This is a genomic window from Pseudomonas sp. rhizo25 (assembly GCF_031931935.1).
In the GTDB taxonomy this organism is placed as follows: Bacteria; Pseudomonadota; Gammaproteobacteria; order Pseudomonadales; family Pseudomonadaceae; genus Aquipseudomonas; species Aquipseudomonas synxantha.
Genome location: NZ_JAUJXA010000009.1, coordinates 35,799 through 54,633 on the forward strand (window position 1 = coordinate 35,799; position 18,835 = coordinate 54,633).

The 18,835-nt window shown below is 58.9% G+C and carries 17 protein-coding genes; 6 read left to right on the top strand and 11 right to left on the bottom strand.

Features of this window, described 5'->3' with window-relative positions:
* Positions 1–58: 58 nt before the first annotated feature.
* Positions 59–1,732 carry a DEAD/DEAH box helicase gene (locus QZR30_RS19100; protein WP_043050461.1) on the top strand — a complete coding sequence of 558 codons (1,674 nt, stop codon included), beginning with the start codon at positions 59–61 and terminating at the stop codon, positions 1,730–1,732.
* Positions 1,733–1,814: 82 nt separating this feature from the next.
* Here the strand turns inward: QZR30_RS19100 and QZR30_RS19105 are convergent, their stop codons facing one another.
* The gene (locus QZR30_RS19105) at positions 1,815–2,582 is read right to left on the bottom strand and encodes a DODA-type extradiol aromatic ring-opening family dioxygenase (protein WP_311903954.1); all 768 of its coding nucleotides are present in this window, start codon (positions 2,580–2,582) and stop codon (positions 1,815–1,817) included.
* A gap of 103 nt (positions 2,583–2,685) precedes the next feature.
* On the opposite strand from QZR30_RS19105, the gene QZR30_RS19110 reads away from it, so the two are divergent.
* Positions 2,686–3,342 carry a thiopurine S-methyltransferase gene (locus tag QZR30_RS19110; protein ID WP_274358218.1) on the top strand — a complete coding sequence of 219 codons (657 nt, stop codon included), beginning with the start codon at positions 2,686–2,688 and terminating at the stop codon, positions 3,340–3,342.
* A gap of 56 nt (positions 3,343–3,398) precedes the next feature.
* Here the strand turns inward: QZR30_RS19110 and htpX are convergent, their stop codons facing one another.
* Positions 3,399–4,286: a protease HtpX gene (htpX, locus tag QZR30_RS19115; protein WP_043050458.1), complete on the bottom strand. Its 888-nt coding sequence runs from the start codon at positions 4,284–4,286 to the stop codon at positions 3,399–3,401.
* Between the two features lie 303 nt (positions 4,287–4,589).
* Positions 4,590–5,801 (bottom strand): pyridoxal phosphate-dependent aminotransferase, encoded by a 1,212-nt coding sequence (locus QZR30_RS19120; RefSeq protein WP_044273990.1) that lies wholly within the window; start codon positions 5,799–5,801, stop codon positions 4,590–4,592.
* Between the two features lie 202 nt (positions 5,802–6,003).
* Between QZR30_RS19120 and msrB the strand changes: the two genes are divergently transcribed.
* Complete coding sequence (gene msrB, locus QZR30_RS19125; RefSeq protein ID WP_046071605.1) at positions 6,004–6,396, top strand: peptide-methionine (R)-S-oxide reductase MsrB; 393 nt, start codon at positions 6,004–6,006, stop codon at positions 6,394–6,396.
* An 89-nt stretch (positions 6,397–6,485) separates the two neighbouring features.
* The gene (locus QZR30_RS19130) at positions 6,486–6,971 is read left to right on the top strand and encodes a glutathione peroxidase (protein ID WP_059397128.1); all 486 of its coding nucleotides are present in this window, start codon (positions 6,486–6,488) and stop codon (positions 6,969–6,971) included.
* A 19-nt stretch (positions 6,972–6,990) separates the two neighbouring features.
* On the opposite strand, the gene QZR30_RS19135 is transcribed toward QZR30_RS19130, so the two are convergent.
* The gene (locus tag QZR30_RS19135) at positions 6,991–9,300 is read right to left on the bottom strand and encodes a hybrid sensor histidine kinase/response regulator (RefSeq protein WP_046072686.1); all 2,310 of its coding nucleotides are present in this window, start codon (positions 9,298–9,300) and stop codon (positions 6,991–6,993) included.
* 165 nt (positions 9,301–9,465) lie between these two features.
* Between QZR30_RS19135 and QZR30_RS19140 the strand changes: the two genes are divergently transcribed.
* Together QZR30_RS19140 and QZR30_RS19145 are read left to right on the top strand one after the other, a co-directional pair.
* Positions 9,466–10,356: an ATP-binding protein gene (locus tag QZR30_RS19140; RefSeq protein ID WP_043050454.1), complete on the top strand. Its 891-nt coding sequence runs from the start codon at positions 9,466–9,468 to the stop codon at positions 10,354–10,356.
* Positions 10,353–10,835, top strand: a complete 483-nt coding sequence (locus QZR30_RS19145) for a GAF domain-containing protein (protein WP_046071607.1) — start codon at positions 10,353–10,355, stop codon at positions 10,833–10,835. The genes QZR30_RS19140 and QZR30_RS19145 overlap by 4 nt, the downstream gene beginning before the upstream one ends.
* A gap of 66 nt (positions 10,836–10,901) precedes the next feature.
* Here QZR30_RS19145 and QZR30_RS19150 read toward each other — a convergent pair whose 3' ends face one another.
* The 7 genes from QZR30_RS19150 to QZR30_RS19180 form a co-directional block, all read right to left on the bottom strand.
* Positions 10,902–14,537: a transporter substrate-binding domain-containing protein gene (locus QZR30_RS19150; protein ID WP_311903960.1), complete on the bottom strand. Its 3,636-nt coding sequence runs from the start codon at positions 14,535–14,537 to the stop codon at positions 10,902–10,904.
* Positions 14,538–14,545: 8 nt separating this feature from the next.
* Complete coding sequence (locus tag QZR30_RS19155; protein ID WP_046071609.1) at positions 14,546–15,172, bottom strand: response regulator transcription factor; 627 nt, start codon at positions 15,170–15,172, stop codon at positions 14,546–14,548.
* Positions 15,173–15,420: 248 nt separating this feature from the next.
* On the bottom strand, positions 15,421–15,822 hold the full coding sequence (locus QZR30_RS19160) for a response regulator (RefSeq protein WP_046072687.1): 402 nt from the start codon (positions 15,820–15,822) through the stop codon (positions 15,421–15,423).
* Positions 15,823–15,986: 164 nt separating this feature from the next.
* Positions 15,987–17,318 (bottom strand): deoxyguanosinetriphosphate triphosphohydrolase, encoded by a 1,332-nt coding sequence (locus QZR30_RS19165; RefSeq protein ID WP_046071610.1) that lies wholly within the window; start codon positions 17,316–17,318, stop codon positions 15,987–15,989.
* A 165-nt stretch (positions 17,319–17,483) separates the two neighbouring features.
* Positions 17,484–17,825 carry a hypothetical protein gene (locus QZR30_RS19170; protein ID WP_046071611.1) on the bottom strand — a complete coding sequence of 114 codons (342 nt, stop codon included), beginning with the start codon at positions 17,823–17,825 and terminating at the stop codon, positions 17,484–17,486.
* Complete coding sequence (locus QZR30_RS19175; RefSeq protein WP_043050447.1) at positions 17,822–18,226, bottom strand: phage holin family protein; 405 nt, start codon at positions 18,224–18,226, stop codon at positions 17,822–17,824. The genes QZR30_RS19170 and QZR30_RS19175 overlap by 4 nt, the downstream gene beginning before the upstream one ends.
* A 5-nt stretch (positions 18,227–18,231) precedes the next feature.
* Positions 18,232–18,546 (bottom strand): DUF883 family protein, encoded by a 315-nt coding sequence (locus QZR30_RS19180; protein WP_046071612.1) that lies wholly within the window; start codon positions 18,544–18,546, stop codon positions 18,232–18,234.
* Positions 18,547–18,835: the final 289 nt, after the last annotated feature.

Consider the following 18,835-nt stretch of genomic DNA (forward strand, 5'->3'; position numbering starts at 1 on the left):
ACACGGCATGCGCAGCTTTGGAGCATGGGTCTTTGCGGATGCACTTAGAGGCAGACCCATGACCCAGGAAACCGGCGGCTTCGCCGCTTTTAATCTTAACCCGAACATTCTCGCTGCCGTCATCGCGACTGGCTACGAAGAACCTTCGGCTATTCAGCAGCAATCGATCCCGATCATCATGGCCGGCCAAGACATGATTGGCCAGGCGCAAACCGGTACCGGTAAAACCGCCGCGTTCGCCCTGCCTATCCTGCACTGCATCGATCCTGCCAAGCGCGAGCCGCAAGCCCTGATCCTGGCGCCAACCCGTGAGTTGGCGCTGCAAGTAGCAACCGCTTTCGAAACCTACGCCAAGCAAATGCCGGGCGTTACCGTTGTGGCCGTTTACGGCGGCGCGCCTATGGGCCCACAACTGAAAGCCATCCGCAATGGCGCACAGATCGTTGTCGCCACCCCTGGCCGCCTGTGCGACCACCTGCGTCGTGACGAGAAAGTGCTGTCGACCGTGAATCACCTGGTTCTGGACGAAGCCGACGAAATGTTGAAGCTGGGCTTCATGGATGACCTGGAAGTCATCTTCAAGGCGCTGCCTCCAACCCGTCAGACCGTACTGTTCTCGGCCACCCTGCCACAGTCGATCCGTGCCATTGCCGAGCGCCATCTGCGCGATCCGCAACACGTGAAGATCCAGACCAAGACCCAGACCGTTACCGCGATCGAACAGGCTCACCTGTTGGTTCACGCTGACCAGAAGACCTCGGCTGTATTGAGCCTGCTGGAAGTCGAAGACTTCGACGCCCTGATCATGTTCGTGCGCACCAAGCAAGCGACCCTGGACCTGGCCAGTGCCCTGGAAGCCAAAGGCTACAAGGCCGCTGCGCTGAACGGTGACATTGCCCAGAACCAGCGTGAGCGTGTGATCGACTCCCTCAAGGATGGCCGCCTGGACATCGTTGTGGCGACCGACGTTGCTGCCCGTGGCCTCGACGTTCCACGTATCACCCACGTGTTCAACGTTGACATGCCGTACGATCCAGAGTCCTACGTTCACCGTATCGGCCGTACCGGCCGTGCGGGTCGCGAAGGTCGTGCACTGTTGTTGGTGACTCCACGTGAGCGCCGCATGCTGCAAGTGATCGAGCGTGTAACCGGTCAGAAAGTTGCCGAGGTCCGCCTGCCGGATGCCCAGGCCGTTCTCGATGCCCGCATCAAGAAACTGACCAACAGCCTGGCACCCCTGGTGGCTGACGCTGAATCGACCCACGGCGACCTGCTGGACCGCCTGACCGCCGATATCGGTTGCACCCCACGTGCCCTGGCTGCAGCCCTGCTGCGCAAAGCCACCAACGGTCAGGCCCTGACCCTGGCCGCCATCGAGAAAGAGCGCCCACTGGTGCCGAACAGCGCGCCACGCGGTGATCGTCCAGAGCGTTCCGGCGACCGTCCGGACCGTGGTGATCGTGAGCGTCGCGCTCCGGTGCCATTGGCTGAAGGCCGTGCACGTTGCCGTACCGCGCTGGGTGCGCGTGATGGTATCGCTGCCAAGAACCTGCTGGGCGCTATCCTCAATGAGGGTGGCCTGGCGCGTGAAGCCATCGGTCGCATTCAGGTGCGTGACAGCTTCTCCCTGGTGGAGCTGCCGGAAGACGGCCTGGAAAAACTGCTGGCCAAGTTGAAAGACACTCGCGTTGCCGGTAAGCAGCTCAAGCTGCGTCGCTACCGCGAAGATTGATCCGCCCTTTGGCTGATTGATCGCAAATAAAAAATCCCCGACTGGTTCGGGGATTTTTTTTGCCTTGAATTACTGGTCTCAGTCAGCCGAAGCGATAGATGTCCATGCCCAATGCCCCCATCGTGAACCCCTGATGAGCCAAACCAAATTGCCCGCCTGCCCCCCGGGCAAAATACAGCGGCAATAAATGCTCATCGCTGGGATGGCTGCGCACGGCATGGGGCGCCTGGCGGCGATAGTCATGCAGAGCGGCTTCGTTATCGGTCGCAAGTTTGTCTACCACCCAGTCGCGAAACTCTCGTGCCCACGGTGTGATCGTCTCCGGCCCGGCGCGCCAGTCCAGCTCACCGAGGTTGTGGGTGATGCTGCCTGAACCGATCAATAACACCCTTTGCTCGCGCAGGCTGCGAAGGGCATGCCCGACCCGGGTTTGCAGGGCAGGGCCCATGCGGCTGGGCAACGAGACTTGCACCACCGGAATGTCGGCCGCTGGATACATCAGCGACAGTGGTACCCAGGTGCCATGGTCGAAGGGGCGTTGGTTATCGATGTGTGCGTCCAGGCCGTCTGCTTGCAGCAGCTCGACAATCTCGCTCGCCAATTGTGGGTCACCCGGCGCAGGGTATTGCACGGCAAACAGTTCGCGAGGAAAGCCGCCAAAGTCATGCCAGGTTTCGGGCGCGGCGCCGCCACTGACCAGCAGTTCCTGGCTTTCCCAGTGCGCCGATACCACCACGATCGCCTTCGGTCGTGGCAGCTCGGCCGCCAGACGCTGCAATGCAGGGCCGCTGGCACCGGGTTGCAGCGCCAGCATGGGTGAGCCGTGGGAGATGAACAGGCTGGGGAGCATAGGAAGCGTCCTGAAGGTTAATATCGAGCTATCTTTAATCAGAATGTTTATCTAGATCTAATATAAGTTTTAGTGTCTTTTGATCGATTTATCAGGAGGGTGCATGGACGCAAAATTTTGGCAGGAACGCTGGGCCACCAATCAGATCGGTTTTCATCAGGTCGAGGTTAATCCCTACTTGCAGCAGTATTGGTCAACGTTGGCCGTGGCCGGGGGCTCGAAGGTCTTCGTGCCATTGTGCGGCAAAAGCCTGGACATGATGTGGCTGGCGGGGCGCGGGCATCGTGTGATGGGTGTGGAGGTGTCGGAGCAGGCGGTGAAGGCGTTCTTCAGCGAGCAGGCGCTCACGCCGCAGGTCGATCAAAGAGGCGCGTTCAAGGTGTATCAGGCGGGCCTGATCGAAGTGTGGTGCGGTGATTTCTTCGTCCTTGACGCTGGGGCCGTGGCCGACTGCAAGGCGCTGTATGATCGTGCGGCACTGATTGCCTTGCCACAGCAGATGCGGCCGCAATACACCGAGCATCTCGACAGCCTGCTGGCCCGTGGCTGTGAGGGCCTGCTGATCGCTGTCGACTACGACCAGGCGCAAAGGGCTGGCCCGCCTTTTTCTGTCCCGGATGAGGAAGTGCAGTCGCTGCTGGGGCCGCACTGGAAGGTTGTCACGCTGCAAGAGCTGGACATTCTGAGTCAGAGCCGCAAATTCATGGCGGACGGCGTCACCCGCCTTGAGGAGCGCGTTTATCGGCTGACCAAGAGGTAAATCGCGGCCACGAAAAAGGGGCGATTCAATCGCCCCTTTTTCGTGTTGCCGGGTTGTCAGCCCCGACGACGCAGTGCGTCGATCCGCTCTTCCAGCGGCGGGTGGCTCATGAACAGGCGAGCCATGCCCTGCTTGATGCCACCGTTGATGCCAAAGGCGGTCAGGCTGTCCGGCATGTGCACCGGTAGCCCCTGTTCGGAGCGCAAGTGTTGCAGCGCTGCGATCATCGCCCCGGTGCCGGCCAGGCGGGCACCGGCTTCGTCTGCGCGGAACTCGCGTTTGCGCGAGAACCACATGGTGATTGCGCTGGCCAGGAAGCCCAGTACCAGTTCAGCGAAGATAGTCGCCACGAAGTAGGCGATGCCACGGCCTTCTTCGTTCTTGAAAATTACCTTGTCGACAAAGTTGCCGATGATGCGCGCGAAGAACATCACGAAGGTGTTCACCACGCCTTGAACCAGCGCCAGTGTCACCATGTCGCCGTTGGCTACGTGGCCGATCTCGTGGGCCAGTACGGCTTTCACCTCGTCATACGAGAAGCGTTCGAGCATGCCCTGGCTGACGGCAACGAGCGCGTCGTTCTTGTTCCAGCCAGTGGCAAAGGCATTGGCTTCATAGGCCGGGAAGATCCCGACCTCGGGCATCTTGATACCCGCTTCGCGGGACAGCTGCTCGACGGTCTGCAGCAACCATTGCTCATGCCGGGTGCGTGGCTGGGTGATGACCTGGGTGCTGGTACTCATCTTCGCCATCCATTTGGAGATGAACAGCGAAAACAGTGAGCCGGCGAAACCAAAGACCGCACAGAAGACCAGCAGCTGATTGAGGTTCAGGTCAACCCCGTTGGCCGCCATGAACCCGTTGAAGCCGAAAAGGCTCAGGGTGATGCTGGCAATCAGCACGACCGCCAGGTTAGTGGCCAAGAACAGCAGGATGCGCATCATGGTTGTAGGGTTCTCCTCATGCTTAATATGTCGCGTACTGCGGGGTATATAAGGTGCGGCATGGGGTGATTCAACCGAGCGACTATTTCAAACTGTGTCCTACAGCTTGAATGTAGTGGCTTGAAGGGATTTTCCGACCTGTATTGTAAGCCATGACCCACACTAGTTTGCCTTGCCGCCCCGTGATTATAGGGGGTACGCCTCGGGCGGGGGGGAAGTGAAATACCACAACACGTAAGCGACAAAGAAGTGTTGCAGATAATCGCTGTACGACCCGAAGCGGGCCGCACAGGGTCAATTCCCTTACTGGCGATAGGACTTGAGGAAGTTGCCGATGCGACCAATCGCCATCTCCAGGTCATCCACTCGAGGCAACGTCACCACGCGGAAGTGATCCGGCCACGGCCAGTTGAACGCGGTGCCCTGGACCACCAGCAGCTTTTCCGACAGCAGCAGGTCGAGCACGAACTTTTCGTCGTTGAGGATCGGGCACACTTTCGGGTCGATCCGCGGAAACGCATACAACGCGCCCATGGGCTTCACGCAGCTGACGCCGGGAATAGCGTTGAGCAGCTCCCAGGTGCGATTGCGCTGCTCCAGCAGGCGCCCCTGGGGCAGGATCAGGTCGTTGATGCTCTGGTAGCCACCGAGGGCGGTCTGGATGGCGTGTTGGCTCGGTACGTTGGCGCACAGGCGCATGTTGGCCAGCATGTCTATGCCTTCGATATAGCTCTGGGCGTTGTGCTTGGGGCCGGAGATGGCGATCCAGCCGGAGCGGAAACCCGCCACGCGGTAGGACTTGGACAGGCCATTGAAGGTCAGGCACAACAGGTCCGGGGCCAGGGATGCGGTGCATATATGCACGGCGTCATCGTAGAGGATCTTGTCGTAGATCTCGTCTGAGAACACCACCAGGTTGTGCTGGCGTGCGAGTTCGAGCATGCCCAGCAGCACTTCCCTGGAGTACACCGCGCCGGTGGGGTTGTTCGGGTTGATAATCACCAGGGCCTTGGTGTTCGGGGTGATCTTGGCCTTGATGTCGGCCAGGTCCGGAAACCAGTCGGCACCCTCGTCACACAGGTAGTGCACCGGGTGGCCGCCAGCCAAGGTCACAGCGGCGGTCCACAGTGGGTAATCCGGTGCCGGCACCAGCACTTCGTCGCCATTGTTGAGCAGCGCCTGCATCGACATCACGATCAGCTCGGACACGCCATTGCCCAGGTAGATGTCCTCGATACCGACACCTTCAACCTGCTTTTGCTGGTAGTACTGCATCACCGCCTTGCGCGCACTGAACAGGCCCTTGGAATCACTGTAGCCCTGGGCAGTCGGCAGGTTGCGAATCACATCCTGGAGGATTTCGTCCGGCGCTTCGAAACCAAACGGCGCCGGGTTGCCAATGTTCAGCTTGAGGATGCGATGACCTTCCTCTTCCAGGCGCTTGGCGTGCTTGAGCACCGGGCCGCGAATGTCGTAGCAGACGTTGGCGAGCTTGTTCGATTTGCTGACCTGCATGGCGATGTGATCCTGAAAATGAACGATCCAGACGGCGCGGGCACTACCCTGGGGTGAATCCTGCGCGGTTCGCACCCATAAATACGTTTGAATGCCGGAGGCGCGGGTGCCAGACTGGCGTTTTGAAGAGGCGCAATCATACGTGCCGCCTGATCCATGGAAAAGACACAGATCAGGGTTTTTCAGTTGCCGAGGTGTACCAATGGAAAAGTTGCAGAAAACCGTTGATGAATGGAAAGCCATGCTTGATCCCGAACAGTACAACGTGTGCCGCCTCAAGGGCACCGAGCGACCGTTCAGCGGCAAGTACAATGCCACCAAGACCGATGGCGTTTACCACTGCATCTGCTGCAACGAGCCACTGTTCGATTCCAGCGCCAAGTTTGACTCCGGCTGCGGCTGGCCCAGCTTCTACGAGCCGATTGCTGACAGCGCGATGATTGAGATCCGCGACGTCAGCCACGGCATGATCCGTACCGAGGTCACCTGCGCCAAGTGCGACGCGCACCTGGGGCATGTGTTCCCGGACGGCCCGCCGCCAACCGGGCTGCGCTATTGCATCAACTCGGTGTGCCTGGACCTGGTGCCGCGCTAGGCTTGAAGCTGTAAACAGGCCTACACGGATCACTGTAGGAGCGAACAAGTTCGCTCCTACAACTTCTTCCCCTGACTTGAGGCTCTGCCATGAGCGAATCCCTGCTGAGCATCCCTTGCACCACTATCAAGGGCGAGCAAAAGACCTTGGCCGACTTCGCCGGCAAGGCCATTCTGGTGGTCAACACCGCCAGCAAGTGCGGCTTCACGCCACAGTACAAGGGCCTGGAGCAACTCTGGCAGCACTATAAAGATCAGGGCTTGGTAGTGCTTGGCTTTCCCTGCAATCAGTTTGGCAAGCAGGAACCGGGCAACGAAGACGCGATATCCGAGTTCTGTGAGCTGAACTACGGCGTCAGTTTTCCGCTGTTCAAGAAGATCGATGTCAATGGCAGCGATGCCCACCCTCTGTTTGTGCAATTGAAAAAACAGGCCCCGGGGCTGCTGGGTTCCAAGCACATCAAGTGGAACTTCACCAAATTCCTCATCGGCCGTGATGGCAAGCAGGTCAAGCGTTTTGCGCCGACGACCAAGCCCCAGGACTTGACCCAGGCGATCGAAGCCCTGCTCAAGTGAGATGCAGTGCGCAGGCAGATCAGAGACTTGAGATCGTCGGTACCCATAGCTCCAACAGGGCATGGAGTTCTTCGCGGCGAAACGGCTTGGCCAAGTAGTCGTTCATGCCCGCCGCCCGGCAGCGCTCGCGCTCTTCGGACAGGGCGTTGGCGGTCAAGGCGACGATGGGTAGGTCTGGCCAGCGCCCGCTGCGGCGAATCTGTCGGCTGGCTTCGTAGCCATCCATCACCGGCATGTTGCAGTCCATCAGCACCATGTCGAAGCGCTGGTCCTCAAGCATCGTCAAGGCTTCGCCCCCATGGGCGGCCACGATGACCTCACATCCCAGCTTGCTGAGCATACCCTTGGCCACCAGTTGATTGACCGGGTTGTCCTCAACCAACAGGATACGTGCCCGGTGAGCAAGCGGTGCGGACTCCATCTGAATCGGATCGAGGATCAGTTCTACGTCGCTGCGCAGGTTGCGTTGCAGGATCTGGTAAAGCGCATTGCGGCTCAATGGGCGTGCTTGTTGCTGCAGCGGTGCCAGGGCCGCTACCTCTTCGCCAGGCATGAAGTTGCCGTAGGCAGTGATCAGCAAGATCGGGGCGCGGATCCCAGGGCGCAAGCGAAACAGGCACTCCGGACAATCGGTGATCAACAGGTCGGGGGCCAGTGCGCTCAAGTCATCGTCCTGGGAATAACAGCGTGGCGTCAGCCCCCAGGAAGGCAGCAGAGTGGTGAGCAACTCCGTCAAGCCGCCGCCGGCGTGGGTGATGGCAATCACGTCACCTGTGAGTGGGCTGTGGCGCGTGGCAGGTAGATGCGTGGGCAGCGGCAGATCGGCGCAGAACTGGCTGCCAAAGCCCACCTCCGAGCTGATGCTCAAGCGTCCTTGCATGGCTTCGCACAGGTTACGGGTCAACGCCAGCCCCAACCCTGTGCCGCCAAATTGGCGAGTGATGCCGGCACCGGCCTGGGTGAACGGCTGGAAGATCTTCGCCTGGGCATCCTGGGCGATGCCGATGCCGGTGTCACATACTTCAATGTTGACCCGGCCCTCCACGGCACGCAGGCGTACATCGACGCGTCCGAAGCGGGTGAACTTCAGGGCATTGGACAGCAGGTTACTGACGATTTGCCGCACACGAGTCGGGTCGCCGATGACCTGGGCGGGAAACTGTGGATCGATCAGGCAAGTCAGCTCCACGCTCGGCGCCGCGTTTTGCGACAGCAGGTTGGCGGTGTCTTCCACCAGCGAGCCCAGGTCGAACGGGATATGTTCCAGTTCCAGCTGGCCGGCGTCGAATTTGGACAGGTCGAGGATATCGTTGAGTAATTCGACCAGTACTTTGCCTGAATCATGGGCGATGGATAATTGCTGTCGTTGTTCGGCGTTCAGCGGGCTGTCCAGCGACAACGCAATCATCCCCAGCAGTCCATTGAGCGGTGTGCGGATTTCATGGCTCATATTGGCCAGGAAGGCCGCCCTTGCCTGGGCCATGGCCAGTGCAGTTGTCTTCGCCGCTTCCAGTTCATCGTTGGATCGGCTCAAGCGTTGGTTGCTGGCCTTGAGTTCAAGGGTGCGCGCAGAAACAATATTTTCCAGCTGGCCCAAGTATTCCGTCAGGCGGTCCTCGGCGTGCCGCCGTTGCTGGATTTCGGTCTCCATGTTTTCGAATTGCAGGTTGGCGACATTGACCAGCACACCGATCTCGTCATGTTCGTGCCCCGGTGGGCAATCCAGGCGCGCCTGTTTGCGTGCACTCAGTTCTCGGATGATGCGCACCAGCGGCTGGGTCAGCATCACGTAGAACAAGCCCAGCAGAATCCCGGTCAGGAGCAGGCTGCGGACAAATCCGTTAAGCAGGGTAATCTCGGCACGGTGCAGGAAACGGCTGCCGAAGGCGTAGGTATCGACGTCAAGGCGCAGCACGCCAAGTGATTCGTCCGGCATATGGCCGAGGTACAGTCGGTCCTCGAATTGACGGTTGGCGCTGAACAAAAAATCACTGATGGGCCGGTAGTTGCTTTCCTTGCGCGGACGATCGACGTCGGCCAGGACCACGCCGTTATTGTCGATCAACTGCGCGCGGGTGATGGCAGGGGAGTGCAGCAGCCCCAGGGCCAGCTCCTGGGCGAGTTCGGCATCGATGTTGTAGGCGATGCGGGAGGCGGGGTTATGACTGATTTCGATCAGTGAGCGTATTTCACGGTTGATGGATGCGTCTTCACTGGCATAATCAATGCCGATTTGGATCAGGCTGAGCAAGGTTCCCAAGACGAAACCGACCAGCACAGTCAATCTGGCTTGTTTATAAGACAAGCGGTGGGCGAACTTGATATCCATCGAGTGTTGAACCACTTCACGTTTCCCTTCGCCCGGCAAGCATAGCTGAACATCCACAAGCTCTGGCTCGCCCGGCATGAATCGTTGTTTTAATGCAGCCTCATGCGGTGTGTCGCAGGGTTGCTAATACGCCATCTTTTACAAGAACTTGCCAGAGGAATAGTCATGGATTCTCGATTGAATGCCTTCCTTGAGCGGGCCGATGCGGTACTCGCGCGCCTGGAACCCTTGTTGCCCGCCCTGCGCGAGGCCATCGACTGGGATCAATGCCTGGCCGCCCGTTGGCAGCGCGAAGGGCGCAGTGGCTTTCTGTTGCCGCTGCAAGTGAGCCTGGACATGCGCCTGTCGGACCTGATCGGCGTCGACAAGCAACGTGAACAACTGGCGCGTAATACCCAGCAGTTCCTCGATGGCTTGCCCGCCAATCATGCGTTGTTGTGGGGGTCGCGCGGCACCGGAAAATCCTCCATGGTACGCGCCTTGCTCGCCCAGCATGCCAAGGCGGGCTTGCGTTTGATCGAAATCGAGCGAGACCACCTGGCCGACCTGCCACGGGTGGTCGAGCAGTTGGTCAAGCTACCACAGCGGTTTATTTTGTTTTGCGATGATCTGTCGTTCGAAGCCGGCGAAGGCGACTATCGTGTGCTCAAGAGCGTGCTCGACGGTTCCCTTGAGCAGGCGCCGGAAAACGTGCTGCTGTACGCCACATCCAACCGTCGCCACCTGGTGCCGGAAAACCAGAGCGACAATGACAATTGGAAACGCGTGGATGGCGAGTTGCACCCGAGTGAGGCGGTAGAAGACAAGATTGCCTTGTCGGACCGTTTTGGCTTGTGGCTATCGTTCTACCCATTCACCCAGGAGCACTTCCTGGATGTGGTGGAACATTGGATCGGCGAGTTGGCCGGCAAGGCTGGCTTGCAGTGGCAGCGCGACGAACAACTCGATGTGCTGGCGGTGCGTTGGGCTACCGGCCGCGGCAACCGCAATGGCCGCTGTGCCTATCAGTTCGCCCGTTACTGGGTGGGTCTTAAATTGCTGGAACGTCAACCATGATCGATTTACAACAGGCCGGTACCGGCCTAGATGGCTATGCCATGCTGTGCGCGCAGCTTGAGTCGTTGCTCGCCGATGAGCGGGACTTTATTGCCAACAGTGCGCAGTTTTCCGCGTTCCTGTTCAATCAGTTGGATGACTTGAATTGGGCAGGCTTCTACCTCAATCGCAATGACGAACTGGTGCTTGGGCCATTCCAGGGCCAGATCGCTTGTGTGCGAATTCCCTTCGGACGCGGGGTGTGTGGCGCGGCGGCGGCATCACGGCAAACCCAGCGCGTGGAGGATGTGCATGCTTTCCCGGGGCATATCGCCTGTGACAGCGCTTCCAACAGCGAATTGGTGGTGCCGTTGGTCAAGGACGGTCAACTGGTCGGCGTCCTCGACCTCGATAGCCCGTTGCTGGGCCGTTTTACACCTCAGGACCAAGTGGGGATTGAACAGCTGGCAGCCATCTTCCTGCGGTTGACCGATTGCTGAGACAAGCGCGCTGATGCCGTGTTCTGTAGGAGCGAGAGTTTGCTCGCTCCTACAGCGTTCAGGCGCTTACAGACTGTCCAGGTCATCCAGTTGAATTTGCAGGACCCTCTCCAGTTCCAGCATGAGTTTTTCCAGGGCCTTGATACCGGTTTCGATCGCAGTCCAATGCTCATTGCGCGAGCAGGCTTGTTCCAGTGCTTCGCATTGCCCGGCCAGCGAAGTGGCTTGAACGATACGGGCAGCTCCCTTGATTTTGTGGGCCTGCTCAATGATGTCCGTCAGCGAGGCTTTACCGCTCAGCAGGTCCATGAGTGCCTGGCGGTCTTGACGGCTGCTGCTCAACAGCTCTTCCAGCAAGCGTCGACTCAATTGCGGATCGCCGCCGGTCAGGGCCTCCAGGCACCCCAGGTCCAGTCGTGTGCTTGCCGGTTGAGGGGAGATCTGCGCCAACTGCCGCTCCAGCACGGTCAGGCTGATGGGTTTGAACAGGCAGTCATCCATGCCGGCCTGCACGCACCGTAGCCTTTCCTCCGGCTGGGCATTGGCGGTAAAACCCAGCACCACACAGGCAGGTAATTGTTCCCGTTGCTCGTATTCGCGGATTGAACGGCTCAGCTCGTAGCCATTCATGATAGGCATGTTGCAGTCGGCGATCACCAGGTCGAAACGTTCCTGGCGCCAGGCCTGGAATCCGGCTGCGCCGTGCTCGGCGGCGGTGAATTGATGGCCCAGGTAGCCCAGTTGCTGGCACATCAGCAGGCGGTTCGCCGGGTGATCGTCGACCACCAGCACGTTCAGCACGGGTGTGCGGGCCGGCGTCTCAGGCGTGTGCTCTCCCAGCGCCTGGACCGGGCTCAGGCGCGGCATCCTGAGGTTGACGTGCACTTGGGTGCCTACCAGGGGCACGCTACTGAGGCTTAATTGACCGCCCATCATTTCGCACAGGCTGCGGCAGATGACCAGTCCCAACCCCGCACCGCTCCTGGCCAGGTGACCAGAGTTGTCGGCTTGGGCAAAGGGTTCGAACAGGCGCAACTGGTCTTCCCTGTTGATGCCGATGCCGGTGTCCTCTACGACGAGCTTCAACTCGACCTGCTCCGGCGCCTGGGTAGGCTGTATTTCTACTTTGATTTTCACCTGTCCGAGTTCGGTGAATTTGATCGCGTTGCTGACGAGGTTCGAGAGCACTTGCTTGAAGCGCAGGGGGTCTATCAGCACCTCGATGTCATTGAGGTCGGGCTTGAACTCCAGCAACAGGCTCAGGGTTTTCTGGCGTGCAAGGCCATCGAAGACGCGCACGACCGACTCGATTACCTCCCGCAGGTTGACGCGCTCCGGGGCCAGGCTGAGACGACCGGACTCAATACGCGCGATATCGAGGATATCGCCGATCAATTCCAGCAGGTCCTTGGCCGAGTTGTATGCCACTTCAATCGCCGGGCGATCAAGGTGCCCTTGGTCGGCGCGCTTGAGCGTCAGTTCGAGCATGCCGATCACCGCATTCATCGGCGTGCGGATCTCATGGCTCATGGTGGCAAGGAACGTACTTTTGGCGCGATTGGCCTCGTCGGCGCGCTCCTTGGCGGCACGTAGCTCATCGAATAACTGGCGCCGGTCACTGATGTCGATCCAGCCACCGATGATGCCCTGAACCTCGCCGGTGGAGTCCCGGTAGGGCAGGATCCAGTGGTAGATGGTCAGTTTCTTCTTATGGATATGCAGGCTGCGGTCCAGGATCAGTGGGTTCCCCTCGGCCACCACGCGCTGATAGTCCGCGTGGTATTGCGCCGCCTCCGACTCCAGGGCCATGCTCATCTGGGTCACGCTTTTGCCGATCACGTCTTCGCGCTTCACACCGAATACCTGCAGGTAGCTGTCGTTGCAGGTCTGCAGAAGGCCATTGCGGTCGCGCACGTAGATCGGGTGTGGCGTCTCATTGACCAGTGCGCGCATGAATTCGAACTGATCATTGAGGGCGCGCTCGGCCATTTTGCGGTGCTTGATCTGGCGGCGCATGTAGGCGTTCCAGGTCAAGGAGATCAACAGCAGGAGCCCGGTGCCGATGATGATCCGCGCTATCAGTTGGTGGTAGTTGCGCCAGTAGCTGTCGGACGCGGCGGTGTAGCCACGCCAGCGGCTGTTGATCACGCCCATTTCATCCGGGGCGATGCTGAGCAGCGCCTTGTCGAGGATTGAACTCAATTCCGTGGCTTGGCGCGATGTGGCCAAGGTGAATGTGGCGGGGGTCGTGCCGATGCTGGCGCTGATTTGCAGCCTGTCCTGGAAAACCTGGGAAGACAGGAAGTAGTTGGCGATGACCAGAGTGTTCACGGCACCGTCCACTTGCCCCTGGGCGAGCAATTCCGCCGCCCGGAACGTATCGCTGGTTTCCACCAGGTGAATCTGTGGGAAGTCCGTGCTCAAGCTCGCGGCCAGGGGATTGCCTTGGGTTATCGCCAGGCGCTTGCCGGCCATTTGCTCCATATTCGAGGGCGCGCCGGGCTCTTTGCGCGTCAGCAGTACGTAGGAATTTTCAAGGTAAGGGCGGCTGAAATTGAGCTGCGAGTCTCTTTCGTTGCTCGGGACGATAGCGCCGATCATATCGACTTTCTGGCTGGTGACTTGCTCGATCATTGCATTGACGTCACGTCCGCGCTCGATCGAGAAACGCAGGCCGGTTCGCAGGCGTATCAGCTCCAGGAGGTCGGCGGTAATCCCGCGAAAATTGCCGTCCGCGTCAAAGAAGGTGAGTGGCGCGAAGGTTTCGTTCACGATCACCTTCACCACAGGATGCTCTTTGAGCCAGCGTTCTTCACGCTGGGTCAGTTGCAGTTTCTTATCGGTCAGCAGGATATCGCTGCCGGCGCTCCAGCGTTTGGCGATGCTATCCCGTTCGTTGACGGGCACGGCTGCCAGGACTGAGTCGACAATGCTCAGGAGGATCCGATTGTCTTGGCGCGTAGCAAAGCTGAAACCATAAGCTTCATGCTTGCCGAAGTTGGCCATGCGGATATTTTTGAGATAACCCTTGTTGATCATGTAATGGGTGGAAATGGTGTCGCCAAGAAACACATCCGCCTGGTCGAACGCCACTGCATTCAAGGCATTCTGATAAGACGGATAGGCGCGGATGACCGCATTGGGGTACAGCTTCTCTACTTCATTGAGGGGCAGGTAATGGTAGACAAGGCTCAAGCGTAGCCCTTCCAGGCCGTCGTTCAGACTGCGGGTTTCTCCCTCGCGGGTGACCAGTACAGGCTGGTCCACGGCGTAGGGTTCAGACAGGATGAGATTGGGGGTTGCGGCTTCAAAGCCATTGGAGGAGCCCAATAAATCTATCTCCCCGGCCTCCAAAGCTCGAATGGCATCCTTGCGTGACGGGTAGCGCATGACTTTGATGGGCAAGGAGAGCGCCTTGGCCAGCAACCCAGCGTAATCAGCGGTGAGGCCTTCGTAATCATGACCGCTGGACGTGAGATCGAAAGGCGGGTAGTCAGGTGCGGAGGTACCCAGCACCAGTTCACGTTTGTTCTGCAGCCACTGGCGCTGAGCCTTGTCAAAATGAGTGTCTAGTTGAATGGCTCCGGCACGGCTCAAGAGGGTGAAGTGTTCCGGGCTGGTTTGGTGCTCTGCGAGCACAGTGGTGCTGAAGCACAAACCGGCACTCAATATAATCAGATAGTCCTTTATACGCCTGGGCATCCGCTTTCTCACACTAGCGCGTTTCGTTTTGCCATCTCGATGAGTTCTACCAAGGATTTGGCCTTGAGTTTCTGCATTAACCTCTTTTTATAAGTGCTCACAGTTTTATTGCTCAGAAACATACCCTTGGCTATTTCCTTGTTGGTACGACCTTGTGCAAACAGTTGCAGCACCATCAGTTCGCGGTCGTTGACTGTTTTGAAGAGTTCCAGCTCCTGGGCGTCCATGCCTTCGGTGCCGGGACTATTCAGCGCCTGGCTGGGGAAGTAGTTATAGCCCGACAGCACCGCGCGAATAGCGCTGAGCAACTCGCTCAGATCCCCCTCCTTGCACACGTACCCCTCGGCGCCCGAACGCATGCATCGCGTGGCAAAGAGCGTAGGGCACTGGGCCGTCAGCACCAGCGTCTTCATCGATGTGTTCATCGCGTTGAAGCGGCAGAGGACTTCAAGGCCATCAAGTTTGGGAATGCTGATGTCGAGAATCACCAGGTCCGGAAGGCATTCACGCACCATCTGTATGGCATCGCATCCGTTATCTGTTTCGCCAACGACCTTGTAACCCTCGTGTTCCAGCAACATTCGGATGGCGAGTCGTATAACCGGGTGGTCATCGATAATAAAAACAGAGTTCATAATCACATTCCATGCAGGTGCAAATAAAGCGGGCACATTAGCTCAGAAGGTGAGGGGGCAGCATGAAGCCTTAGGGCGGTAGAAGCAAAACAGGAAAGTTCCTACGCTAGAAAAGGCATGCACCTACAAGTTGCTAGGTGTGATGGAGGTGTATGTAAGCATTTTGGACATGATGGCGTCATGTAATGGCGCCTTGGTATTTGCGATTAGCCTCACGTCGGTTTTCTCTAGTGGAAATGTTTAATTTCCTACATTCGATAAGTGAAAGTCGAGGCAATCAAGTGTTCAAGTTGATCTTTGTTCAATGGTTTTGATAAGTAGCCAAGAAGCGGGAGATTTCGTTGCAAGGCTTGCATCTTCAGATTAATCAGTTCCGCCGGGGGTAACCCGCTCAACAGAATCGCACTGGTTATAAAGCGCTGGCGGCTGGCGATTTCTACCAGTTCAAGCCCGGGCAAGTCAGGCAGGCATTGGTCACATAGCATCAGATCGAAGGGGTGTTCGGACTGGCTCATCAAGCGTATGGCCTGCTCGGCATTTTCCACGGGCGTCAGTTGGTCGAAACCGAAGCTTTTGAGCAGGCATTGGGTGGCCAGGAGCTGAAAGGGGTGATCCTCCACCAAAAGAATACGAAGAGGGTATCTGGGCATAGAGAACACACAGTGAGTCAAGCGTCGATGGGGGAGGAGTTGCTCGGCTGGTCCGTTAAGAGCGTGCGTGATTATTCTTCGGGTGTATGTACGAATTCGATCAGGCCGCTCTGTTCCCATCGTAGGGCGATTCTCTTCAGGGAACAGGATGCGTGGTCGAGTTGTTATTGAGGGCTGGAGCGCCCGGTCATTTCCCGCGCCATTTCTGTGGCGTAGCTGTCGGTCATGCCGGCGATGAAGTCGATCATCCGCAGGAACGAAGCATGTAATGGCCAGGCCGGGTCCGGTGCGCTATTGCCCAGTAAATCGAGAATGCGCCTGTTCTTGAACGACGGGGTACGCCCGCCATGTTGTTCCAGGGCCGCACCGCAGAAGGCGTTCAGCAGGATTTCCAGGGTGGTGTAGGCGCCGATTTCATGCAGCGTCTTTCGTTTATCCTGGAAGATTTTCTTGCGCGCCATGTCCTTGGCATCGAGTACGCAGCGTTTTGCCGGGCCGTGCATGTGCTCGACCAGGTCGCCCGGCAGTGTGCCGGCGAGCAGGGCGTCCTGCTGTTCGACAAACGCCCTTGCTGCCGCGTTGGTCAGGTGTTCGATGGCCTTGCCACGCAGGATCGCCAGTTTGCGGCGCCGCGAGTCCAGCGGGCCCAACTGGCGATAGGTTTGTGGCAGGTCATCGCCGACCAGGTCCAGCAGTAGCGACTCGACCTCGGCGTACTGCAGCAGCTCCATTTCCAGGCCGTCTTCCAGGTCAATCAGCGCGTAGCAGATGTCGTCGGCGGCCTCCATCAGGTAAACGAGGGGGTGACGGGCCCAGCGTTGCTCTTCCAGTTGGGGCAGGCCGAGCTTGTGGGCGATCTGCTCAAGAATCGGCAGCTCGCTCTGGTAACAGCCGAACTTGTGTTTCTTGTAGCCCAGTGAGTCGGCATGGCGGGCAGTCCAGGGGTATTTGAGATAAGTCCCCAAGGTGGCATAGGTCAGCCGCGTGCCGCCGTCGAACTGATGGTATTCAAGCTGGGTCAGTACCCGAAAGCCCTGGGCATTGCCTTCGAAGTTGAGGAAGTCATTGCGTTCGGCGCTGGTCATGTCATCCAGCCAGCCGCGCCCGGCGGCCTGCTGGAACCAGTGGCGAATGGCGTCTTCACCGGAGTGTCCGAACGGCGGGTTGCCGATGTCATGGGCCAGGCAGGCCGATTGCACCACCATGCCCAGGTCGCTCGGGTCGCACCAGTCGGGCAGGGCGCTGCGCAGGGTTTCGCCCACGCGCATGCCGAGGGAACGCCCGACGCAACTGACTTCCAGCGAGTGGGTCAGACGCGTGTGGATATGGTCATTGCTCGATACCGGGTGCACTTGTGTCTTGCGCCCCAGGCGCCGGAATGCACCGGAGAAGATAATGCGATCGTGGTCCTTGTGAAAGGGGCTGCGTCCCAGTTCTTCCGGGCTGTGCAGCGGCTTTCCAAGGCGTTCGCGGGTCAGCAGGGTGGGCCAATCCAAGGCGGGTACTCTCCGTACGGTGAATGACAGGTCCAGCTTCCCGGTTCGGCCTCGCTGGGGCAAGCGAATCCAACGGTCGCCAGTGTCGATATCAATTAACAGGCAGCGCAAAAAACCGCAATGACCAGGACATATCGGGTCATTACGGTCTTTGACTCACGCAGGTCAGTTTTTGCGCGAAGCGCCTTGCATAGCCAGTTTGATCAGCGGGATCAACCCGGCACCTAACCGTACCAGTCGTGTCACGCTGCTGATACTGCCACCTTTGGCGCCCTTGCCGGTAAAGAAGCCCATCAGCGTCACCGCCGCTACGCCCCACAGTGGCGCGTGCTTGATGCCCAGGCTGTCCTGCCAATTGTGGCGCATATTGCGCATTTTTTGCAGGGGCGCCATCAGTTGCTGGGACTCATGGCGGATTTCCTGGCGGTGCATTTCCATGCGCAGGCGGATCAGGGCCTTGCGCATTTCCCGGCGGGAGGTGTTTTGCGGGATCTCAGTCATGCTCATGGCAGCAGGCGCTCCCGGTCATTGGCCAGCTCTTCAAGCGTGGCGTGGAAGGGCGTGGACTCATCGAACACCGCCGCTTTCAAGCGCACCCCGCAGAACGCGGCGGCCAGGCTGTAGAACACGCAGAGACAGATGATCCCGGTCAGTCGGTAGCCGGTGTCCCATACCAGGATCATCACCAGCGTCGACAGCCCCACCAGCAACAGCAGGGCAAACACCAGCGCCAGCCCGGCAAACAGCAACAGGCTGACGGTGCGGGCCTTTTGCTCCTGCAATTCGATGCCGAACAATTCCACATGGCTGTGCAGCAAGCCCAGCACAGCAGCGCCCAGGCGTCGGGAGGTGGAACTGGTTCCTGAAGAGTGTGCGCTCGTTGATGAGCTGGATTCGCCGATAGACATGATAGTTAGCGCCTTGTAGCCAGCAGACCGATCAAAAAGCCCACGCCGGCAGCGATACCGACGGACTGCCATGGGTTGGCTTGTACGTAGTCTTCAGTGGCAGTGATCGCCGCCTGACTGCGCTCACGCAGCGAGTCTTCGGTCAACTGCAGGGTCTCGCGAGCCTTGAGAAGGCTCTCGTGGATCTTGGTGCGCAGCTCATCGGCCTGGTCACCGGCCAGCACAGCGGTGTCGTCCAGCAACCTTTCGGTGTCACTTACCAGGGTTTGAAAATCCGCCATCAGTATCTCTTGAGCAGTCTTTGCTGTTTTACCGGCCATGGTTGTCTCCGTGTGTGGCTGATCTGTACGTGTGGTTTCGAGTCGCGGGGTTCGCCGAAGGTTCAGTGCAATTGTGTGGTACAGCTTTTGCTTTGCCTTGGTGCGCAGGCCCTTGGGCCTGCGCTGAATCCGGGCGGTCGTGGCGCAAGCCTTGAAAAACCTTACCCTAAATCACTCAAACCCGCGGAAAAACCCTGTCGGCAACGGCCTGTGTGTTGATCGCTGCGCTAAAGCGGTTCACGCCCTCTTATCAAGGGTGGGGTTACCGGTGCCAATTTAGTGCGCAAAA